This is a genomic window from Marinovum sp. E3 (genome assembly GCF_055755275.1).
The window spans coordinates 1-20693 of the sequence record NZ_JBVTQV010000003.1; the positions used below are offsets into that span (position 1 = coordinate 1).

At 65.6% G+C, this 20693-nt stretch carries 18 protein-coding genes; 16 read left to right on the forward strand and 2 right to left on the reverse strand.

Translation table 11 applies throughout. The features are described 5' to 3' along the window. The 15 genes from hutU to AC0J5K_RS19315 all read left to right on the forward strand — a co-directional run. The coding region (hutU, locus tag AC0J5K_RS19245) for a urocanate hydratase (protein WP_283639098.1) at positions 1-1671 on the forward strand (1671 nt) is incomplete at its 5' end. A 24-nt stretch (positions 1672-1695) separates the two neighbouring features. After that, positions 1696-2781 (forward strand): TRAP transporter substrate-binding protein, encoded by a 1086-nt coding sequence (locus AC0J5K_RS19250; RefSeq protein ID WP_420398573.1) that lies wholly within the window; start codon positions 1696-1698, stop codon positions 2779-2781. Between the two features lie 63 nt (positions 2782-2844). Continuing rightward, positions 2845-3342, forward strand: coding sequence for a TRAP transporter small permease subunit (locus AC0J5K_RS19255; protein ID WP_048534965.1), 498 nt, complete (start codon positions 2845-2847; stop codon positions 3340-3342). Beyond that, entirely contained in the window at positions 3339-4889 is a 1551-nt protein-coding gene (locus tag AC0J5K_RS19260) for a TRAP transporter large permease (RefSeq protein ID WP_283638682.1), read from the forward strand. The genes AC0J5K_RS19255 and AC0J5K_RS19260 overlap by 4 nt, the downstream gene beginning before the upstream one ends. Before the next feature lie 100 nt (positions 4890-4989). Beyond that, positions 4990-5910 carry a LysR family transcriptional regulator gene (locus AC0J5K_RS19265; RefSeq protein ID WP_274590277.1) on the forward strand — a complete coding sequence of 307 codons (921 nt, stop codon included), beginning with the start codon at positions 4990-4992 and terminating at the stop codon, positions 5908-5910. 184 nt (positions 5911-6094) lie between these two features. Further along, positions 6095-7399 (forward strand): extracellular solute-binding protein, encoded by a 1305-nt coding sequence (locus AC0J5K_RS19270; RefSeq protein WP_074837130.1) that lies wholly within the window; start codon positions 6095-6097, stop codon positions 7397-7399. 55 nt (positions 7400-7454) lie between these two features. Next, complete coding sequence (locus tag AC0J5K_RS19275; RefSeq protein ID WP_074837129.1) at positions 7455-8330, forward strand: carbohydrate ABC transporter permease; 876 nt, start codon at positions 7455-7457, stop codon at positions 8328-8330. Further along, complete coding sequence (locus tag AC0J5K_RS19280; RefSeq protein ID WP_048534974.1) at positions 8327-9211, forward strand: carbohydrate ABC transporter permease; 885 nt, start codon at positions 8327-8329, stop codon at positions 9209-9211. Before AC0J5K_RS19275 ends, AC0J5K_RS19280 begins: the two co-directional genes overlap by 4 nt. A gap of 9 nt (positions 9212-9220) precedes the next feature. Beyond that, the gene (locus AC0J5K_RS19285) at positions 9221-10753 is read left to right on the forward strand and encodes a sulfatase (RefSeq protein ID WP_420398572.1); all 1533 of its coding nucleotides are present in this window, start codon (positions 9221-9223) and stop codon (positions 10751-10753) included. Further along, positions 10750-11676, forward strand: coding sequence for a DUF4432 family protein (locus AC0J5K_RS19290; RefSeq protein ID WP_420398571.1), 927 nt, complete (start codon positions 10750-10752; stop codon positions 11674-11676). The genes AC0J5K_RS19285 and AC0J5K_RS19290 overlap by 4 nt, the downstream gene beginning before the upstream one ends. Before the next feature lies 1 nt (position 11677). After that, a complete protein-coding gene (locus AC0J5K_RS19295) occupies positions 11678-12742 on the forward strand; it encodes an ABC transporter ATP-binding protein (protein WP_048534979.1) in 1065 nt (354 codons plus the stop codon). A 191-nt stretch (positions 12743-12933) separates the two neighbouring features. Further along, a complete protein-coding gene (locus tag AC0J5K_RS19300) occupies positions 12934-14109 on the forward strand; it encodes an L-rhamnonate dehydratase (RefSeq protein ID WP_283638679.1) in 1176 nt (391 codons plus the stop codon). Then, complete coding sequence (locus AC0J5K_RS19305) at positions 14106-15017, forward strand: dihydrodipicolinate synthase family protein (RefSeq protein WP_283638678.1); 912 nt, start codon at positions 14106-14108, stop codon at positions 15015-15017. Before AC0J5K_RS19300 ends, AC0J5K_RS19305 begins: the two co-directional genes overlap by 4 nt. Before the next feature lies 1 nt (position 15018). Next, complete coding sequence (locus AC0J5K_RS19310; RefSeq protein ID WP_274590369.1) at positions 15019-15759, forward strand: GntR family transcriptional regulator; 741 nt, start codon at positions 15019-15021, stop codon at positions 15757-15759. After that, a complete protein-coding gene (locus tag AC0J5K_RS19315) occupies positions 15756-17267 on the forward strand; it encodes an aldehyde dehydrogenase (NADP(+)) (protein WP_274590368.1) in 1512 nt (503 codons plus the stop codon). The genes AC0J5K_RS19310 and AC0J5K_RS19315 overlap by 4 nt, the downstream gene beginning before the upstream one ends. A gap of 51 nt (positions 17268-17318) precedes the next feature. On the opposite strand, the gene AC0J5K_RS19320 is transcribed toward AC0J5K_RS19315, so the two are convergent. Then, positions 17319-18263, reverse strand: coding sequence for a DUF4432 family protein (locus AC0J5K_RS19320; protein WP_420398570.1), 945 nt, complete (start codon positions 18261-18263; stop codon positions 17319-17321). Further along, a complete protein-coding gene (locus AC0J5K_RS19325) occupies positions 18264-19808 on the reverse strand; it encodes a sulfatase family protein (RefSeq protein ID WP_420398569.1) in 1545 nt (514 codons plus the stop codon). A gap of 89 nt (positions 19809-19897) precedes the next feature. Here AC0J5K_RS19325 and AC0J5K_RS19330 point away from each other — a divergent pair, with 89 nt between their 5' ends. Continuing rightward, the gene (locus AC0J5K_RS19330; RefSeq protein WP_083416052.1) at positions 19898-20665 is read left to right on the forward strand and encodes a helix-turn-helix domain-containing protein; all 768 of its coding nucleotides are present in this window, start codon (positions 19898-19900) and stop codon (positions 20663-20665) included. Positions 20666-20693: the final 28 nt, after the last annotated feature.

Here is a 20693-nt window from a genome sequence, read left to right on the forward strand (position 1 = left end):
ATGACCAACCCCCGCCACAACATCCGCGACGTCTTTCCCGACACCGGCCCCGAGATCAGCGCCAAGAGCTGGCTGACCGAGGCGCCGATGCGGATGCTGATGAACAACCTGCACCCGGATGTGGCCGAGAACCCGCATGAGCTGGTGGTCTATGGCGGTATCGGCCGGGCCGCGCGCACCTGGGAGGATTTCGACCTGATCGTCGCCAGCCTGAAGGCGTTGGAAGAGGACCAGACCCTGCTGGTGCAATCCGGCAAGCCGGTGGGCGTCTTCCGCACCCACAAGGATGCGCCGCGGGTGCTGATCGCCAATTCCAACCTGGTACCGCATTGGGCCAACTGGGATCATTTCAATGAATTGGACAAGAAGGGCCTCGCCATGTACGGCCAGATGACCGCCGGGTCCTGGATCTACATCGGCTCGCAGGGCATCGTGCAGGGCACCTACGAGACCTTTGTCGAGGCCGGCCGCCAGCACTACGATGGCGATCTCACCGGCCGCTGGATCCTGACCGCCGGTCTTGGCGGCATGGGCGGCGCGCAGCCCCTGGCGGCGGTGATGGCCGGCGCCTGCTGTCTGGCGGTGGAATGCGACGAGAGCCGCGCCGATTTCCGCCTGCGCACGCGCTATGTCGACGAAAAGACCCATTCGCTCGATGAGGCGCTGGCGATGATCGACCGCTGGACCAAGGCGGGCGAGGCGAAATCGGTGGCACTGATCGGCAATGCGGCGGATGTTTATCCCGAGCTGGTCAAGCGCGGCCTGCGCCCCGATATGGTCACCGATCAGACCTCGGCGCATGATCCGATCCACGGCTATCTGCCGCAGGGCTGGAGCGTGGCAGAGTGGCGCGAGGCCCAGGAAAGCGATCCCAAGGCGGTGGAAAAGGCCGCCCGCGCCTCGATGAAGGTGCATGTCGCTGCGATGGTCGATTTCTGGAACGCCGGCGTGCCGACGCTGGACTACGGCAACAACATCCGCCAGGTGGCGCTGGAAGAGGGGCTTGAAACCGCCTTTGCCTTCCCCGGATTCGTTCCGGCCTATATCCGGCCGCTGTTCTGTCGTGGCATCGGGCCGTTCCGCTGGGCCGCGCTCTCGGGCGACCCGGAAGATATCTACAAGACCGATGCCAAGGTGAAAGAGCTGGTCGATGACCCGCATCTGCACAATTGGCTCGACATGGCGCGCGAGCGGATCAGCTTTCAGGGGCTGCCGGCGCGGATCTGCTGGGTCGGGCTCGGCGTGCGTCACAAGCTGGGGCTGGCCTTCAACGAAATGGTGCGCAACGGTGAGTTGAAGGCGCCGGTGGTGATCGGCCGCGACCATCTCGACAGCGGATCGGTGGCCTCGCCCAACCGCGAGACCGAAGCGATGAAGGACGGCTCGGATGCGGTTAGCGACTGGCCGCTGCTGAACGCGCTGCTCAACACCGCCTCCGGCGCGACCTGGGTCTCGCTGCACCATGGCGGCGGAGTCGGCATGGGGTTTTCGCAGCATTCCGGCATGGTGATCTGCTGCGACGGCACCGAGGACGCCGACCGCCGCATCGCCAACGTGCTGTGGAACGACCCGGCGACCGGCGTGATGCGGCACGCCGATGCCGGTTATGACATCGCCATCGATTGTGCCCGCGACCACGGGCTGAACTTGCCCGGCATTCTCAAGAACTGATCCAATCCAACAGGGAGACAAAAAATGGACAGACGCAAATTTCTCACCACCGGCGCGCTTGGCGCGGCCGCCGCGCCGCTGGCGACACCGGCGATTGCGCAGGATGTGCAGCAATGGAAGATGGTCACCGCCTGGCCCAAGAACCTGCCTGGGCCGGGGGTGGCGGCGCAGATGCTGGCCGACCGGATCACCACGCTTTCGGGCGGGCGGATCGAGGTCAAGCTTTACGCTTCGGGCGAGATCGTGCCGGGGCCCGGCGTCTTTGACGCCGTCAGCGAAGGCACCGCCGAGCTTTACCACGCGGTGCCGGCCTACTGGGGGTCGAAATCCAAGGGCATCCTGCTCTTTGGCTCGCAACCCTTCGGCCTGCGCGCCGACGAGCAATTCGGCTGGCTCTACCACGGCGGCGGCCAGGCGCTTTATGACGAGATGTATGGCCGCTTCGGCATCAAGCCCTTTCTCTGCGGCAATTCCGGCCCGCAATGGGGCGGCTGGTTCCGCGATGAGATCACCTCGGTCGAGGATCTCAAGGGCATGAAGTTCCGCACCACCGGCCTGGCCTCGGAAATGGCGGCAAAGATCGGCATGGCAGCACAGGCCATGTCCGGCCCGGCGATGTTCCAGGCGTTGCAGACCGGGGCGCTTGATGCCGGCGAGTTCATCGGCCCCTGGACCGACAGCGCGCTGGGCTATCAGCAGGTGGCCAAGACCTACTACTGGCCCGGTGTCGGCGAACCCTCTTCGGCCGAGGAATGCGGCGTCAATGCCGAGGTTTTCGGCAATCTGCCCGAGGATCTGAAACAGGCGGTCTCGCTGGCCTGCGAAAGCCTCTACAACCCGGTCTGGACCGAATACACCACCAAGCACGCGGCTTCGCTGAAGAAGCTGGTCGAAGAGGATGGCGTGCAGGTCCGCATGTTCCCGCAGGACGTGATCGACGCCATGGGCGCGGCGGCGAAGGAGGTGATCGACGAGTTGCGCCAGGACGATGACGAGCTGGTGCGCCGTATCACCGAGAGCTTTGTTGCTTATCGCGACAGCGTCGGCGGTTACATGAGCTATGCCGACAACGGTCAGATGAACGCCCGCGCCCAGGTGATGGGCTACTGATCCGGCGGCGCGCGGGGGCATGTTCCTCGCGCGCGGCCCTGTGGCGACGGGAAGAGGTGGCGGATGCTGAGACTTGCAGGCTTGATCGATGGGCTGAACCGGGGTGTCGCCCGGGTGCTGCGCTGGTTTGCCCTGGCCATGGTGTTGATCCAGTTCGGCATCGTGATCGGGCGCTATGTCTTTGGCGTGAACTCGATCTGGGTGCAGGAAAGCGTGCTCTACCTGCATGCCATGCTGTTCATGCTGGCGGCCGGATACACGCTCTTGGTGGACAAGCACGTCCGGGTGGACATCTTCTATGCCAAGGTCACGCCGGCTGCCCGGCGCCGCATCGACATTGCCGGGCATCTTCTTTTCCTGCTGCCGTCGATGGCGGCGCTGGCCTGGTGGTCCTGGCCGTCGGTGCGCAACTCCTGGCGCATTCTCGAGGGCCCGATCTCGGTTGGCGGGATCGAGGCGGTGTTCCTGCTGAAATCGCTGATCCCGCTGTTCTGCGCGCTGGTGGCGCTGCAATCGCTGGCGATCCTCGCGCGGCTATTTGCCAATGAGGACGCGGCATGAGCGACACTCTCGATCTTCTGATGTTCGCGGCTCTCGTGGTGGCGATCCTGTCGGGCTTTCCGGTAGCCTTTTCGATTGCCGGTGTCGCGGTGCTCTTTGCCTATCTGGGCTGGGCTCTGGGCGCGATGGACATCTCGCTTCTGGGCGCTTTCGGGCAACGGGTGTTCGGGCTGATCTCGAACCAGGTGCTGATCGCCATTCCGCTGTTTGTCCTGATGGGCGCGCTCTTGGAGAAAAGCCGCATTGCCGAAGAGCTGCTGGATACCATGGGGCGCGCCTTTGGCCAGTTGCGCGGCGGGCTTGGCATCTCGGTGGTGCTGGTGGGCGCGCTGCTCGCCGCCTCGACCGGAATCGTCGGGGCGACGGTTGTGGCCATGGGAATGATTGCGCTGCCCACCATGCTGCGCTCGGGTTATGACCCGCGTGTCGCCTCGGGCATCGTCTGCACCGCCGGCACCCTGGGCCAGATCATCCCGCCTTCGACGCTTCTGATCATCCTCGCCGACGTGATGTCGAACGCCTATCAGCAGGCGCAATACGAGCAGGGCAAATTCGCGGTCGAGGCGCTGTCGGTCGGCCAGTTCTTTGCCGCCGCGCTGGTCCCCGGCCTCGTGCTCGTCTCACTCTATCTGATCTATGTGCTGGCCCGCGGCGTGCTGCGCCCCGACGACATGCCGCCGGCACCGCCGGATCTTCCGCGGCCGTCACGCCCCGAGGTGCTGGGCGCCATCGTGCCGCCGGTGCTGCTGATCTTTGCGGTGCTGGGCTCGATCCTCGGCGGGCTGGCCACTCCGACCGAAGCGGCGGCGGTGGGCGCGGTGGGTGCGCTCCTGCTGGCGGGGGCGCGGCGCGGGCGGCACCGGGGGGTGATCGCCGTCGCGGCGGCGGCGCTGATCGTTCTGGCGATCGCGGCGGGGCTGTTTCCGGTGCGGTTGCAGCGCGGCGATCTGGGGACAGGCGCCTACCTGGCCGGCGGGCTGTACATCGTTCTGACCCTGGTCGGGGTGACCGGCATCCTGGCCGCCCTGAACAACCTGCTGCGCGACCGGGTGGTGCATGGGGCGGTGGCCTCGACCATGACCATGACGGCGATGATCTTTGCCACCATCCTCGCCGCCGGCATGTTCTCGCTGGTGTTCATCGGGCTTGGCGGCGAAGAGCGGGTCGCGCATTGGCTGGAGAACCTGCCGGGCGGCGCAACCGGGGCGCTGCTGGTGACCATGGTAATCGTCTTCTTCATGGGGTTCTTCCTCGATTTCGTCGAAATCTCGGTCATCGTGCTGCCGCTGGTGGTGCCGACGCTGATCCTGCTCGGCCATGATCCGATCTGGCTTGGCATCGTCCTGGCCATCAACCTGCAAACCTCGTTCCTGACGCCGCCCTTCGGATTTTCGCTGTTCTATCTGCGGGGGGCGGCCCCGCCCGAGGTCACCACGGGCCATATCTATCGCGGGGTCCTGCCGTTCATCGTCTTGCAGGCCATCGGCGTGGCTGTCGTCTGGTTCTTCCCGGCGCTGGCCACCTGGCTGCCGCGGGTGATGTTCTAGCCGCAGGTGGCGCACGAGAAGGCGGCAATGCCCCTTTGCGCCCGGCCCTCGGGCGGCTTATGGTCCCGGCGTCGGCCATGCGCGCAAGGGAGAGGGAAACATGCACCCCCGCAATTTCGATCTGCGCCTTCTCGGCTATTTCTTTCGCACCGCCCAGACCGGCAACATCACCCGCGCCGCATCCGAGCTGAACGTCGCCCAGCCGACGCTGTCGAAAGCCCTGAAGCTGCTCGAGGATCAGGTCGGCACGCCGCTGCTGGAACGCCACGCCCATGGCATCACGCTGACGCCGATCGGGGTCCGGCTGGCGGAACATGCCGGGGTGGTGATGGCCCAGGTGCGCGACGCCGCCGATGAAATCGCCCAGTTGCGCGAAGGCCAGGGCGGGCATGTGCGGATCGGCGCCGGGCCGTCCTGGGTACGGCGCAAGCTGCCCGAGGCGATCAGCCGGATTACCGAACAGCGGCCCGACGTGCAGGTCGAGGTGCAGACCGGTTTCGACAGCTCGCTGCTGCGCGGGCTGGCCACCGGCACGCTGGATTTCGTCGTTGCGGAACGGCCGATCGACAGCGAAAGCGCCAACCTGGAATTCCACCTGCTCACGGCAGATGATCTGATCTGCGTCGGCCGGCCGCAGCATCCGCTGGCGGGCCGCACCAACGTGCCCCCGGTCGAGGCGCTGGCGCTGGCCTGGGCGCTGCCGCCCGACAATACCCTGGCCCGGCGCAAGCTCGACGGCCGGGTGATCAGCCTCGGCCTCACCCCGCCACGGGCCAATGTCGTCTCGACCTCGCTGACCTTTCTGCTGACCCATGCGGCGCAGACCGACACGCTGATCTATACCACCCGCTCGCAGCTGCTCTCGCCCGAGGGCAGCCGGCTGATCGAGATCGACGTGCCCGATCTGGTGACCAACCGCCAGGCCGGGCTGATCTATCGCAAACCGGGCCTGCTGACCCCGGCGGCGCGGGCGGTGGCCGACCGGCTGATCGAGGAATGCACCGCCGACCCCTTCAACTGATCCGCACCGCCAATCGGCCGGTGCAGGGGACAGCATTCGGGGAAGTGGCATAGCCATTGGCTATGGAGACCGGAATTCTTTTCATTTCTGGAATGGCTCGCCGCGAGTTAGGTTGGCCTCGGATCGGTGCGGGAGGCACTGGCATTTCAGACCCATGGGAGGATCTATGACTTACCAAAGCAGAATGACCGCGACACTTGCCGCCAGCGCCCTGGCGCTGAGCGCCTCGCTTGCGGCGGCCGAAGAGGCGCCGATCACCATCGTCATCAACCAGTCGCCCTGGTTCCCCGGCTTTCAGGCCGTGGTCGAGGCCTACGAGGACGAGACCGGCAATACCGTCGAGCTCGACGTGAACCCCTTTGCCGGCAGCCTCGAGAAACAGCGCACCGCCGTGCGCGCGGATGAGAGCCCGTTTGACATCCTGATCATGAACGCCGGCTTTTTCGTCGAGTTCTACACCGGCGGTTTCATCGCGCCGCTGCAAGAGATCGACGCCTCTTTCGAGCTCTCCGATGACATCTACACCTTCGACGACAGCACCTGCTGGAACGCTGAGGCCAAGACGATCACCTGCGACGGCGGCGATCTGCTGAGCGTTCCGGTCAATCCCAACGTGCTGATCCTGCACTATCGGCAGGATCTCTATGACGAGGCCGGCCTTTCCGTGCCCAAGACCTGGGATGAGCTCTACGAGAACGCCAAGACCCTGCAAACCGACCGCCGGTACGGTATTTCGCAGCGTGGCCAGCGCGGCACATTCGACGTGACCTATGACGTCTTTCCCTACATCTGGTCGCATGGCGGCGGTATCGTCGATCAGCAGGACGATGGCAGCTTCCAGGTCTCGATCAACTCGGAGGGCACTCTGGCGGGGATGGAAACCTATCTGAAGCTGGCCAATGACGTCGGCCACCCCTCGACCGCCGGCCAAACCCAGACCAATGTGATCCAGAACATGGCGACGGGGCGCGCGGCGCATATCAATTCGGTGCCGGCCCCGGGGCTGTTCGACGACGAAAGCAAGTCGATGGTTGTGGGCCAGGTGGCCTATGCGCCGCCGCCGGGCACCGCCGAGATCCCCTCGGCCACGCCGCTGGGCCATTGGCTGGCCGGCGTGCCCAAGAATATCTCGGACGACAACAAGCAGGCGGCGCTGGCCTTCCTGAGCTGGTTCCAGACCGACGCCGCGCAGCGCGCCTATGCCGAGGCCGGTTCGATGCCGGTCAGCCGGGCGGTGCTGGAAAGCGAGATGGCCGATCAACCGGAATACCGCTGGATGAAGGCGATGGCCGAGGCGCTGCCCAATGCGCGGCTGACCTTCACCTTTCCCGAGGCGACCCAGGTTCTGGCGATCACCGAACTGCGGCTCAACCAGGCGATCGGCGGCGAGATGCCGTTGAAGGAGGCGCTGAACACCGCCGCCGAAGAGATCACCAAGGTCATGCAGGACGCCGGTTACGACATTCCCGCGCCTGAACTGCTCCAGTAACCTCCCTGGTGGTCGCGGCACTGCCCGCGGCCGCCGAAATTCACGGAGCCCACCGATGAAAACCGATACCTTCTGGCGTCACGCGACGCTCTGGCCTGCGCTTGTCCTGTTTGCGCTGCTCACCATCTTGCCGCTGATCAAACTGCTGGCGCTGAGCTTCCACGATGTGGAATGGATCAACCGCGAAGCCGTCTGGGACTGGGTCGGGCTGGCCAATTACGCCAGGCTGCCGCAGGACAACCTGCTGCGCGCCGGCGCGCTGAACACGCTGATCTTTGCCGTGGTGGCGGTGGCGCTTCAGATGCTGATCGGTTTCATTCTGGCGCTTCTGACCACGCGGGTGGTGCGCGGGCGCGTGTTCTACCGGACGGTTTTCATCCTGCCGATCCTGGTGCCCGGCATCATCATCGGCGCGATCTGGAAGCTGATGTATTCCTATGATTTCGGGGTGCTGAACAGCCTGCTGCTCTGGCTCGGCCTGGCGCCGCAGGACTGGCTGGGCAACCCCGATCTGGCGCTGCTGTCGGTGATCGTCGTCGATGTCTGGCACTGGACGCCGTTCTGTTTCCTGCTGCTGCTGGCCGGGCTCGAAAGCCTGCCGGATGATATCTTCGAGGCCGCCAAGATCGACGGTGCCTCGCGCTGGCAACAGCTGCGCCACATCACCCTGCCGCTGATGCTGCCGACGATCGCCGTGACTTTCGTGTTCCGCATGATCCTGGCCTTCAAGGTGTTCGACGAGATCTACCTGCTCACCGGCGGCGGGCCCGGCACCTCGACCGAAGTGATCAGCTTCACCATCTACCGCCGGTTCTTCACCGAGGATCAGACCGGCTATGGCGCCGCCATGTCGATTGCGGTGATCGCGGTCATCGCCGCCGGCATCATCGCCGCCACCCGCGCCACCGCCGGCAAAGGAGCCAAGGCATGACCCATGCGACCGACACCCACACCGCGCTGACCGCGCCGCGCCGCCGCCGCTTCACCGCATCGGAACGCCAGGTCAGCGTGATCCGCCACCTCGTGCTGATGAGCTTTGCGCTGGTGGTGCTCTTTCCCTTCTTCTGGATCGTCTCGGCCGCCTTCAAGACCCAGATCGACCTGTTGATGGGCAAGGTGCTCTTTACCCCCAACCTCGACGGCTTTCTCGACGTGATCTTCGACAAGACCTCGGATTTCGCCCGCAACTTCGCCAACTCCATGGTGATTGGCCTGATCAGCACCTTCCTCGTGCTGGTAATCGCGACGCTGGCGGCCTTTTCGCTCTACCGCCTGCAATGGCCCGCTTGGGTGCTGCATTCGCTGCTCGGCTGGTCGGTGATCTTTCACATGGTGCCGCCGATCACCCTGGCGGGCGCCTGGTTCACCATGTTCCGCTCGGTCGGGCTCGACAACAGCTACACCGGCATCATCCTCGCCCACACCACGCTGCACCTGCCGATGGCGCTGTGGATGATGGGCGTCTTCGTCCGCGACGTGCCCAAGGAGCTGGTGGAGGCGGCGCAGATCGATGGCGCCAAGGTGCCGCAGATCCTCTGGCATGTGGTGCTTCCCATCGTGCGGCCGGGGCTGGCGGCGACCGGCATCCTGACCTTCATCTTCAGCTGGAACGAATTCCCGGTGGTTCTGGTGCTGAGCCAGCGACAGACCGCGACGGTGCCGCTTGGCATCGGCAAATATGCCCAGGAAAATACCATCGCCTTTACCGAAATGGCGGCGGCCTCGACCCTGTCGATCCTGCCGGCCTTCCTGCTTCTGCTCTTTGCACAACGGTTCATTGTCCGCGGCCTGACCTCTGGCGCGGTGAAATAAGGGTTTGTCATGAAAACGGTTCTTGTCCTCTTCGACTCGCTCAATCGCCACGCGCTCTCGCCTTATGGCGGCGATACGGTGCCGACGCCGAACTTTGATCGGCTGGCGGCGCGCAGTGCGCGGTTCGACAACCATCATGTCGGCTCGATGCCCTGCATGCCGGCGCGGCGGGATCTTTTGACCGGCCGGATGTCGTTCCTGCACCGCAGCTGGGGACCGATCGAGCCTTTCGACGTGACCTTCCCCGAGGTGCTGAGCCGCGACAAGGGTGTCTATAGCCATTTCGTCACCGATCACTTCCACTATTGGGAAGATGGCGGCGCCACCTATCACAACCGCTATGATAGTCACGAATTCTTTCGCGGCCAGGAAGGCGACCGCTGGAAAGGTGTCGCGGCGCCGGACTGGCCGGCGATTGACCGGCGCTTTGACCCGGCCCAGGTGTCGCGCAAGCCGCGCAGCTACAAGCGCCACAACGTCGTCAACCGCGATTTCATCGAGGACGAGGCCGGCCATCCCAGCTTTCAGACCTTTGCCGCCGGGGTGGACTTCATCGAGGCTAACAAGGCGGCCGACAACTGGTTTCTCCAGATCGAGACCTTTGCCCCGCATGAGCCGTTCTTTGCGCCGAAACGCTTTCGCGACATCGTCGGGGCGCGCGCCGATGGCCCGGCGCTGGATTGGCCGGAATACGGGTACAGCGACCGGCCGTTGGAAGAACAGGCGGAGCTGCGCGCCAGCTATCACGCCTCGCTGGCGATGTGCGACGAATTGCTCGGGCAGGTACTCGACGCTTTCGACCGCGACGGGCTCTGGCAGGATACGGCGCTGATCGTCACCACCGATCACGGCTTCCTGTTGGGCGAGCATGATCTCTGGGCCAAGAACCGCATGACGCTTTATCGCGAGATCGCGCAGATTCCGCTGTTTGTCCATGACCCGGGCCATCCGGCGGCCGATGGCACGCAAGTCGACGGCCTGAGCCAGACGCCCGATCTGGCGGCCACCATCCTCGATCTCTATGACACCCCGCGCCCGCCGCAGATGGCGGCGCCCTCGCTGCGGCCGATGCTGGCGGGCAAGCCCTCGGCCCATCAGGCGCTGATCTATGGATATTTTGGCGGGGCGGTGAATCTGACTGACGGAAGGCACAGCTATCACCGCTATCCGCCCGACATGGCCGAGCAGGAAGTTTATCAATACACCCTAATGCCGACGCATATCTTTGACTTCTTCCATCCCGAAGAGCTGACCCGCGCCGAGCTTGCGCCCCCGATGCCCTTCAGCCGCGATATGCCGCTGCTGCGGGTGCCGGTAAGCGAGAAATCGGCGATGTGGAACGCCTATGGCCCCGGCTGCCTGATCGAGAGCGAGACGCGGCTGTTCGATCTGGCGCGCGACCCGGGGCAGGCGGCGGCGCTTGACGATCCGGCGCTCGAGGCGCGGCTTGCTGGCCAGATGGCCGATCTGATGCGCGGGCTGGACGCGCCGGAAGAGGCTTTTGCGAGGCTCGACCTTCTGCCCGAAGCCGTGCCGGCATGAGGCAGGACTGGGCCGAAAGGGTGCCCGACCTGCGCCAGTTGGCCGCCGTGCGCCGGATCACGCTCGATGACGGGGCGGAACGCGGGGTCCGGGCGCTGAGCTTCGACACCGGCGGCGGGCTGGCCTTCTGGCTGCTGGCCGATCGCAGTCTCGATATCGGCCCGCTGAGTTTCCGCGGCATGCCGCTGGCCTGGCAGCATCCGGCGGGCTTCGTCGCGCCGGGGCTGCATGATGCGCAGGCCGATGGCGGCACCGGCATCCAGCGCGCCCTGTCGGGCTTTCTGGTGACCTGCGGGCTGGACAACGTCCGCCAACCGCGTGACGGCCTGCCGCTGCATGGCACCCTGCCGCTGACACCGGCGCGGGTGACGGCCTGTGGCGAGGATTGGGATCGCCCCGATCCGCTGCTTTTTGCCGAAGGCGTGGTGACCACGGCGCATAGGGGCGGCGCTTGTTTCCGGCTGCATCGCCGGATCGAGACGCCGGTGGGCGGGGCCGCGCTGACGCTGATCGACCGGGTCGAGAATATCGGTCCGGAGCGGGCCGAGATGCGCGTGCTTTACCACACCAATTTCGGCTTTCCGATGGTGGCGGAGGGCACCACCCTGCACCTTGATGGCGCGGAAGTGCTGGCCGAGGACCGGGAAACCACCTGTCACCCGGTGCCGGGCGGATGTGTCGCCGGGATCGCCCGACCGGCCTGCGCCGACTGGCCCGCCGTCGGCGCGCGGATCGAAAGCGATCTGCCGTTCTTTCAGATCTGGCGCGATGCCCGGCCGCGCCGCAACGTTCTGGCGCTCGAGCCCTGCAACTGCGACCGCGCGGCAGACGGCACCAGCGGACCGGGCACCTGGCTGGCCCCCGGCGAGAGCTGGCAGACCCGGCTGCATTACACCTTTTCATCCGGCAATCAGGAGGAATGACATGGCACATGTTCGGTTGAACGGCCTGTCCAAGAGTTACGGCAAGGTCGACGTCATCAAGGATGTCTCTCTCGATATCGAGGACGGCGAATTTGTCGTGCTGATCGGCCCTTCGGGCTGCGGCAAGTCCACGCTGTTGCGGATGATCGCCGGGCTGGAGAGCATCAGCGCCGGCACGCTCGAGATCGGCGGCGCGGCGATGAACGACGTGCCGCCGCGCGACCGGGGCATCTCGATGGTGTTTCAGAGCTACGCGCTCTATCCGCACATGAGCAGCGCCGACAACATGTCGTTCTCGCTGCGGCTGGCCGGCGAGGAAGAGGCGCAGCGGCGCTCCAAGGTCGACCGGGCGGCGGATATCCTCGGGCTGGGGCCATATCTCGACCGGTTGCCCCGGCAATTGTCGGGCGGCCAGCGGCAGCGCGTCGCCATGGGCCGTGCCATCGTGCGCAAGCCCGAGGTCTTCCTGTTTGACGAGCCGCTCAGCAATCTTGACGCCAAGCTTCGGGTCAAGATGCGGGCCGAGCTGAAGGAGCTGCACCAGAAGCTCCGCACCACCACGATCTATGTAACCCACGATCAGGTCGAGGCGATGACCCTGGCAGACCGCATCGTCGTGCTGCGCGATGGCGAGATCGAACAGATCGGCACGCCGCTCGAGCTTTACGACAACCCGGCCAATGCCTTTGTCGGCGCCTTCCTCGGTTCGCCGACGATGAACCTGCTAGAACTGGAGGTGGGCGCCGGCGAGGCCACCCTGGCGCGGTTTGCCGATGGCGAGGCGCTGCGGCTGGCGACGCCCGCCGCGCCCGGGCGGACAACCGTGGGCATCCGGCCCGAGGCCTTCACCATTGCGTCTGAGGCCGCGGCCGGGCGGATCAGCGCCGAGGTGGTGGTGGTCGAGCCGACCGGCGCCGCGACCGAGCTTCTGGTGCGCAAGGGCGGGCAGGCGATCACCGTGCTGACGCCGGAACGGCTGGCGGTGCGGCCCGGCGATACCGTCTGGCTGACCCCGGATGCGCAGCGCACCCGGGTCTTTGCCGGCGGGGCCGCCGACGCGGCCTGAACTCCCCGGTTCCCGTCAGTCTCTTTTCAGCAGTCATCACCTGTCCCCCGGCGCTTTTACGGCGCCGGGGGACAGGTTTTTGGCTTTTCGTAATTTTGGCATTCCAAAATTCCGATTACGTGCTATGACCATGTCATCACGAGTCGCGGCGCGGGCCTGGCGCCGCGCAGGAGAGCAAGAGAGGGGCCTTGATGACCAAGATCAAATCCGTGCGCACCCGCGTCTGGAGCTGGACCGGGCCGACGGTGCCGCCGTCGGGCAATTTCTGCACCAATGCGTCCGATGCCCTGTGGATCAAGGGCGACGCCATGGAGAGCTTTCGCTTTCACCAATGGCTGACCTGCGAGATCGAGACCGAAGACGGCACAGTGGGCATCGGCAATGCGGCGCTGGCGCCGAAGCTGGTGAAACAGGCGATCGACGAATGGTTCGCGCCGCTGGTTCTGGGCGAGGATCCGTTCGATTACGCCTATCTTTGGGAAAAGATGTACCGCCGCAGCCACGCCTGGGGCCGCAAGGGCGTGGGCATGACAGCGATCTCTGCCATCGACATCGCGATCTGGGATTTGATGGGCAAGCTGGTGGGCAAGCCGGTGTTCAAGCTGCTCGGCGGCCGCACCAAGGAGAAGATCCCGGTCTATTACTCCAAGCTCTACGCCGGCCCGGTCGAGAGCATGCAGGCCGAGGCGGAAGAGGCGATGAAACACGGCTATACCGGTTTCAAATCGCGCTTCGGCTATGGCCCCAAGGACGGCATGGCGGGGATGCGCGAGAACCTCAAACGGGTCGAGGCGCTGCGCGAGGTGATCGGCTATGACCGCGACCTGATGCTCGAATGCTACATGGGCTGGAACCTCGATTACGCCAAGCGGATGCTGCCGAAACTGGCGAAATACGAGCCGCGCTGGCTCGAGGAGCCAGTGATTGCCGACGATGTGGCGGGTTATGCCGAACTGAACGCCATGGGCATCGTGCCGATTTCGGGCGGCGAACATGAATTCTCGGTCATCGGCTGCGCCGAGTTGATCAACCGCCGCGCCGTCAGCGTGCTGCAATATGACACCAACCGGGTCGGCGGCATCACCGCCGCGCAAAAGATCAACGCCATCGCCGAGGCGGCGCAGATCCCGGTCGTTCCGCATGCCGGGCAGATGCACAACTATCACCTGACCATGGCCAACACGAACTGCCCGATCAGCGAATATTTTCCGGTCTTCGACGTCGAGGTCGGCAACGAGCTGTTTTACTACATCTTCGAGGGCGACCCGGAGGCGGAAGACGGCTTCCTGCAACTCGATGATGAAACCCCCGGCCTTGGCATCTCCATCACCGACAAACACCTCCACAATTTCGAGATCACCGAATGAGCGTCTATTCCGGCATCTGGCCTGTCGCGCCCACGCCCTTTCACGAGGACGGCAGCGTCGATTACGAGGGCATGAAACGCGTGATCGACTGCATGGTCGATCAGGGCAGCGACGGCATCTGCATCCTGGCCAATTTCTCCGAGCAATTCCTGATTTCGGACGAAGAGCGCCGCCGGCTGACCGAGGTGTCGCTGGCCCATATGGCCGGACGTCTGCCCGTGATCGTCACGATCAGCCATTACGCCACGCAGATCGCCGTGGACCGCGCGCGCCATGCCAAGGATCACGGCGCCGCCATGGTGATGATGATGCCGCCCTATCACGGTGCGCTTCTGAAAGGCACGGCGGCGCAGACCTTCGAGCAATTCGCCCGGGTCGGCGAAGTCGGCCTGCCGATCATGGTGCAGGATGCGCCGCTCTCGGGGGTCGATCTGCCGGTGCCGCTCTTGGTGCGCATGGCACGCGAGATCGAGATGGTGAAGCTGTTCAAGATCGAATGTCCGCAGGCCGCCGCCAAGCTGCGCGCGCTGATCGCCGAGGGCGACGATGCCATCGAGGGCCCGTTTGACGGCGAAGAGGCGATCACCCTGCTGGCCGATCTCGAGGCCGGGGCCACCGGCGCGATGACCAGCGCGATGATCCCCGACCAGATCAAGCCGGTGCTGGGCCATTTCGCCGCCGGCGATCTCGACGCGGCCACCGCCGCCTATGCCCGCGTGCTGCCGGCGGTGAACCACGAGAACCGGCAATGCGGCTTTCGTTCGGCCAAGGCGGCGATGGTCGAAGGCGGGGTGATCGGCTCGGAATTCTGCCGCCACCCGATCCCGCCATTGCATCCGCAGACGCGCGAGTCCCTACTCAGGCTGATCCGGCCGCTGGAGCCGGTGGTTCTGAGCTGGGGGAAATGACATGAGCAGGAAGGCCGAGATCGCCGATCTGGACACAGGAGAGCTGACGCTGGCGCGGCCGCGCGCCACGCTGGTCGAGGTCGCGGCCGACAAGCTGCGCGAGCTGATCCTGCTCGAGAAGCTGCCGGCCGGGGCGCAGATCTCCGAACGCGATCTGGCCTCGGCGCTCGGGATCAGCCGCACGCCGCTGACCCGCGCGCTGACCATCCTCGAACAGGACGGGCTGATCGAATATTCGGTCACCCGGCGGCCGCAGGTGGCCAATCCGCCGTTCGAGGAAATCGCCCAGAACCTGGTGGTGATGGGCGCGCTCGAGGCGCTGGCAGGCGAGCTAGCCTGCACGCGGATCACCGACGCCGAGATCGCCCGGGTGGCCGGGTATCAACAGCAGATGGAAGCGGGCGAGGGCACGCTTTCGCCGCTCGAGTCCTTTCAGCTCGACATGCAGATGCACGAGGCGATCGTCGCAGCCAGCGGCAATGCGCCGTTGATCGACACCCACCGCAAATACAATGCGCGCCTCTGGCGGGCGCGCTTTCAATCCTCGCAGCGTCGCGCCGGGCGCGATCAGACGCTGGCGGAGCACCGCGCCATCATCGCGGCGCTGTCGCAGCGCGACCCGGTGGCGACCGCCATTGCGCTGCGCCGTCACCTGGCTTCGGCCGTCACAAACATCAGAAACGTATTTCAGGACGCCGGCACCGCCCGGCCGCCCAACCCAGACACGGAGACCCCGGCATGAGCTTTGCCCCGCATGGAAACCACCTGATCGCTGGCGAATGGATCGGCTCGGACCAGACCTTTGCGTCCGACCCGGCACACGGCCCGTCGCATGACTTCAGCCGCGGCACACCGGCGCTGGTCGATCAGGCCTGCGAGGCGGCGGAAGAGGCCTTCTGGCGTTACGGCGCGACAACGCGGGCCGAGCGGGCGGCCTTTCTCAACGCCATCGCCGACGAGATCGAGGCCCGCGCCGAGGCGATCACCGAGATCGGCAGCCGGGAAACCGGCCTGCCGGAAGCGCGGCTCAACGGCGAACGCGGCCGCACCACCGGCCAGCTCCGGCTCTTTGCCGCGCATATCCTGGAGGGCGACTACCTCGACCGCCGCCACGACGCGGCCCTGCCGGAGCGGCAGCCGCTGCCGCGCCCCGATCTGCGCATGGTGCAACGTCCGATCGGCCCGGTCGCGGTCTTTGGCGCCTCGAACTTTCCGCTGGCGTTCTCCACCGCCGGCGGCGACACCGCGGCGGCGCTGGCGGCCGGCTGTCCGGTGGTGGTCAAGGGCCATTCCGCCCATCCCGGCACCGGCGAGATCGTCGCCGAGGCGGTGCAGGCGGCGGCGGAAAAATGTGCCATGCCCCGGGGCGTCTTTTCTTTCATCCAGGGCGGCAAACGCGATGTCGGCCAGCGGCTGGTGCAGCATCCGCTGATCAAGGCGGTGGGCTTTACCGGGTCGCTCGGCGGCGGGCGGGCGCTCTTCGATCTCTGCGCGCAACGGCCCGAGCCGATCCCGTTTTTCGGCGAGCTGGGCTCGGTCAATCCGATGTTCCTGCTGCCCGAGGCGGTCAAGGCGCGGGGCGCGGCCATCGGCGAAGGCTGGGCGGCATCGCTGCTCATGGGCGCGGGCCAGTTCTGCACCAATCCCGGCATTGCCGTGGTGGCCCGGGGCGCCGAAGGCGACGCCTTTGTGCGGGCGGCGGCCGAGGCGCTGAAAGACGCGCCGGCGCAGGTCATGCTGACCGACGGCATTGCGCATGCCTATCGCGACGGCACGGCGCGGCTGGACGGCCGGAACGGGGTGCGCCCGGTGCTCACCACCGACAGCGAGGGCCGCAGGGCGCTGCCCAATCTCTTCGAAGCCGAGGCCAGCGTCTATCTCGGCGATCACGCGCTTGGCGAAGAGGTCTTTGGCCCGCTCGGCCTCGTGGTGCGGGTCGAGGGCGCCGACGAGATGGCGGCGCTGGCGAAAGGGCTCGACGGGCAGCTGACCGTCACACTGCACATGGACGACGGCGACACCGAAGCGGCGCGCCGGCTGATGCCCATCGTGGAGCGCAAGGCCGGGCGGTTGCTGGTCAACGGCTTCCCGACCGGCGTCGAAGTGGCCGATACCATGGTACATGGCGGCCCGTATCCGGCCTCGACCAACTTTGGCGCAACCTCGGTCGGCACCCTGTCGATCCGCCGTTTCCTGCGACCTGTGTGTTACCAGAACATGCCGGAGGCGCTTCTGCCCGCGGATCTCTGAGCCCGGCGCCCTTTCCGCGGCTCCAGGTGCTGGCGGAAAGGGCCGCGACCTTCAGGCGAAGGTCATGGACAGCTGCCCATGCCAATGCGCGCCGGGCCGCAGGGTCGGGCCGGGGCCGCTGGTGCCATCGGCCAGAAGCGCGCAATTGCACGGCTCGAGTGCAAGGATATTTCGGCTGGCGCGGGCATCGCGCCAGGTTTGCAGATAGGGCAGCGAGGCGCCGTCGAATTCGAGCCTGATGTCAAGCCCGGGCCAGTCTGCGCCGGCCGGGCAGATCAACCGGACCTGCGCCGCCGGATCCACCGGGTGGCATTCTGGTGCGCCGGGTGCCGAGGTGATCTCGCTGTCCGCGATTTCGACAATCCGGCGGGCACCCAAAGCAACCGTGCAGCCCGGCTGCACCACGGGAAAGCCGAAATTGAGATGATAGAGGATCATCATCTCGGCCGCCGTGGCCGAGATGTTTTCGATCCGGTCGCTGATCGTCAGACGGGCCGCGCCGATTGGTGCGGTGATCCGGCGGTGCAGGCGGAACACGGCGCCATTGGGTTGGGGCTGGATGATTTCGCCTTCGACGAAAAGCTGCGGTTGCGCGGCGGCCCAATCTTCGCCCACGCCGGTGACACGCACCGGTGACATGGCCAGAGAGCCATGTTGGGCCATGCCGGCGCGCGGCGCGCGCACGTTTTCCAGCCCGCAGGTCACCAGGAAACCGGTCAAGGCGCGCTCGGGATTTCCCGGCTCGCCCGCCGGATGCTGCCAGCCGACGGGACGGCCACGAAAGTGCAGGTTGCGAATGTCCAGCGTGCCATTTTCCTTGATCTGGAAATCGAGGCCCCCGCCGGTGGAAAAGGCCAGCAGCGGCAGGCCCCGGTCGGGGCCGTCGCGCAGGGCGATCCGCTGCACCGACGCCAGTTGCCGCAGATCGCCCACCAGCTCGGGCAGGCGATGCCGCGCCGGCCGCAGCAGGCCGGGCAGGGGCGCCGGGCCCGTCATTCAGGCGGCCCTGCGCGCGGATCGCGCGGCGCTGCTGTCATGTTCGGGGACATCGCCGATCTCGGCCATGCGGGCGTCAAGCTGCGCCAGCATCTCGTCGAAGACATCGGCATAGGCCGGATCATCCGCCACGTTGACCAGTTCCAGCGGGTCGGTCTCGCAATCGAACAGCTCCCATTCCGGCGGCTCGTCGGGGCCATGGGCGCCGGGCTGGCCGAGATCGGAATTGTACCAGTAGATCAGCTTGTAGCGATGGCTGCGCAGCCCGTAATGCGCCCAGGCGTTGTGATGTTCGTCCTTGTGCATCCAGTAGCGGTGATAGGCACTGTCGGGCCAATCCTCGGGCGTTTCCCGTTCCAGCACCGGGCGCATCGACCGGCCCTGCATATAGCTCGGCACCGGCAGGCCGGCATAATCGAGGAAGGTGGGGGCGAAATCGACGTTGGTGGCGATCGCCTTGGCCACGCTGCCGGGGGCGATGGCCTTCGGGTAGCGGACGAGGAAGGGCATTTGCAGCGATTCCTCGTACATGAAACGTTTGTCGAACCAGCCGTGTTCGCCAAGAAAGAAGCCCTGATCGGAGGTATAGATGACGATGGTGTTCTCGGCCAAACCCTCTGCGTCCAGCCAGTCGAGCATGCGGGCCACGTTTTCATCGACCGCGTGGATCGTCGCCAGATAGCGTTTCATGTAGCGCTGGTACTTGAACAGGGCGAGCTCCTCTTCCGTCTCGAAGGTGAAGTTCTCGCCACTGTGCCGGTCGATCAGAACCAGCCCGCGCGGATCTTCGGGATGCGGCACACGCCGGTCGACATCGCCGGGGGTGCAGCGTTCGCCCACCTCGGCGCCGCCTTCGGGCTGGATCAGCCCGAGATCGGCGTATTTCAGATCCATCCGCACCCGCATCCGGGCCTCTTTGGCGGCGCGGGCGCGGTTAACATAATCATCATTATAGGTGTCGGGCACCTTGATATCCCGGCCCTCAAACATGTCGCGGTCGCGCGGATGGGGTTCGAAATTGCGATGCGGCGCCTTGTGATGGCACATCAGGAAGAATGGCCGATCCCTGTCGCGCTCTTTCAGCCAGTTCAGGCTCTTGTCGGTAATGATATCGGTGACATAGCCCGGCTCGGTCCGTTCCTCGCCCATTTCGATCATCAGCGGGTCGAAATAATCGCCCTGGCCCGGCAACACCGACCAATAGTCGAAGCCGGTGGGTTCATGCGGCTTGCCTTCGCCCAGATGCCATTTGCCCACCATCGCGGTCTGATACCCCGATTGCGCCAGATGTTTGGCCACGTTCGGCCAGCGGTTGTCGATATGGGTGTCGAGCGTGGTGACGCCGTTCACGTGGTTGTAGGTGCCGGTCAGGATCGCCGCGCGCGACGGCGTGCAGATCGAATTGGTCACGTAGCAATGATCCAGCCGCATCCCCTCATTGGCGATTCGGTCGATGCCGGGGGTCTGGTTGATGCCGTGGCCATAAGCGGAAATCGCCTTGGAGGCATGATCGTCGGACATGATAAAAAGGATATTCGGTCTCACGTGTGGCTCCGTCCCTAAGCGTCTTTCAGGTCAACTGTTGACCGTTTTCTCAAATGTGGTAATAACAAACCCAGATATAGGAATCAAGAATGTCCGGAACATCAAGCAGAGTGATCGCGATCCTGGAGGCCCTGACCGGCCCCGAAGCCGATGGTTTAAGCGCGCAAGAGGTCGTCGAACGCTCGGGGTTGCCGGCCTCGACGGGGTATCGAATCATCACCGAATTGCAGGAGCTGGGCCTTGTGCACCGCAGCGCCAGCCGCAAGATCATGGCCAATTTCAGCTTTCAGCGACGGTTGCATTGCCCCGGGCTCGAGCCGGAAATGCTGGCCGATGCCTGCGCGCTTCTGAGCGACCGGCTGACCGTTGCGGCCGAGGTCGTGGTGCTGAGCGGCCACAACATGCTGTGGCATATCGTGCAGCAGCACCCCGATCAGGCCATCCGCCTGCGGGCCTTTCCGGGCTTCATGCGCGGCGCCTATGAACTCGATTCCATCTCGCGGCTGGCGCTGGCGCATCGGCCGGTCGAGACGCTGGAAAAATCCTGGGACACCGGCGCGTTCTATACCGCCGGGGTGGACCGGCGGTCGCTGGACTGGGCCGAGGCGCGCGCGATGATCGCCGCCGTCGATCCGGCAGAGATGCAATACGACATGATGGGCAACGCCAAGGGCATCCGCCGCTACTGCGTTGCCATCCACGGGCCGGGCGGCGGCATGGTCTGCCTGCTGACCGTCGCCGAAGCGGCGACACCGGTGCGTGACGAGGCGCAGCATGTCGCCAATGTGCGCGGCCATCTGATGGCCCGGAAATCCGCAATCGAAAGCGCGTTCTCGGATCCGGCCAGAACCGGCTGAGACGCAAGTCAATCATAGGGAGGACACC

Coding starts and splice junctions, on each gene's coding strand:
- AC0J5K_RS19250 (WP_420398573.1), top strand. CDS start 1,696: ATGGACAGACGCAAATTTCTCACCACCGGCGCGCTTGGCGCGGCCGCC.
- AC0J5K_RS19255 (WP_048534965.1), top strand. CDS start 2,845: ATGCTGAGACTTGCAGGCTTGATCGATGGGCTGAACCGGGGTGTCGCC.
- AC0J5K_RS19260 (WP_283638682.1), top strand. CDS start 3,339: ATGAGCGACACTCTCGATCTTCTGATGTTCGCGGCTCTCGTGGTGGCG.
- AC0J5K_RS19265 (WP_274590277.1), top strand. CDS start 4,990: ATGCACCCCCGCAATTTCGATCTGCGCCTTCTCGGCTATTTCTTTCGC.
- AC0J5K_RS19270 (WP_074837130.1), top strand. CDS start 6,095: ATGACCGCGACACTTGCCGCCAGCGCCCTGGCGCTGAGCGCCTCGCTT.
- AC0J5K_RS19275 (WP_074837129.1), top strand. CDS start 7,455: ATGAAAACCGATACCTTCTGGCGTCACGCGACGCTCTGGCCTGCGCTT.
- AC0J5K_RS19280 (WP_048534974.1), top strand. CDS start 8,327: ATGACCCATGCGACCGACACCCACACCGCGCTGACCGCGCCGCGCCGC.
- AC0J5K_RS19285 (WP_420398572.1), top strand. CDS start 9,221: ATGAAAACGGTTCTTGTCCTCTTCGACTCGCTCAATCGCCACGCGCTC.
- AC0J5K_RS19290 (WP_420398571.1), top strand. CDS start 10,750: ATGAGGCAGGACTGGGCCGAAAGGGTGCCCGACCTGCGCCAGTTGGCC.
- AC0J5K_RS19295 (WP_048534979.1), top strand. CDS start 11,678: ATGGCACATGTTCGGTTGAACGGCCTGTCCAAGAGTTACGGCAAGGTC.
- AC0J5K_RS19300 (WP_283638679.1), top strand. CDS start 12,934: ATGACCAAGATCAAATCCGTGCGCACCCGCGTCTGGAGCTGGACCGGG.
- AC0J5K_RS19305 (WP_283638678.1), top strand. CDS start 14,106: ATGAGCGTCTATTCCGGCATCTGGCCTGTCGCGCCCACGCCCTTTCAC.
- AC0J5K_RS19310 (WP_274590369.1), top strand. CDS start 15,019: ATGAGCAGGAAGGCCGAGATCGCCGATCTGGACACAGGAGAGCTGACG.
- AC0J5K_RS19315 (WP_274590368.1), top strand. CDS start 15,756: ATGAGCTTTGCCCCGCATGGAAACCACCTGATCGCTGGCGAATGGATC.
- AC0J5K_RS19320 (WP_420398570.1), bottom strand. CDS start 18,263: ATGACGGGCCCGGCGCCCCTGCCCGGCCTGCTGCGGCCGGCGCGGCAT.
- AC0J5K_RS19330 (WP_083416052.1), top strand. CDS start 19,898: ATGTCCGGAACATCAAGCAGAGTGATCGCGATCCTGGAGGCCCTGACC.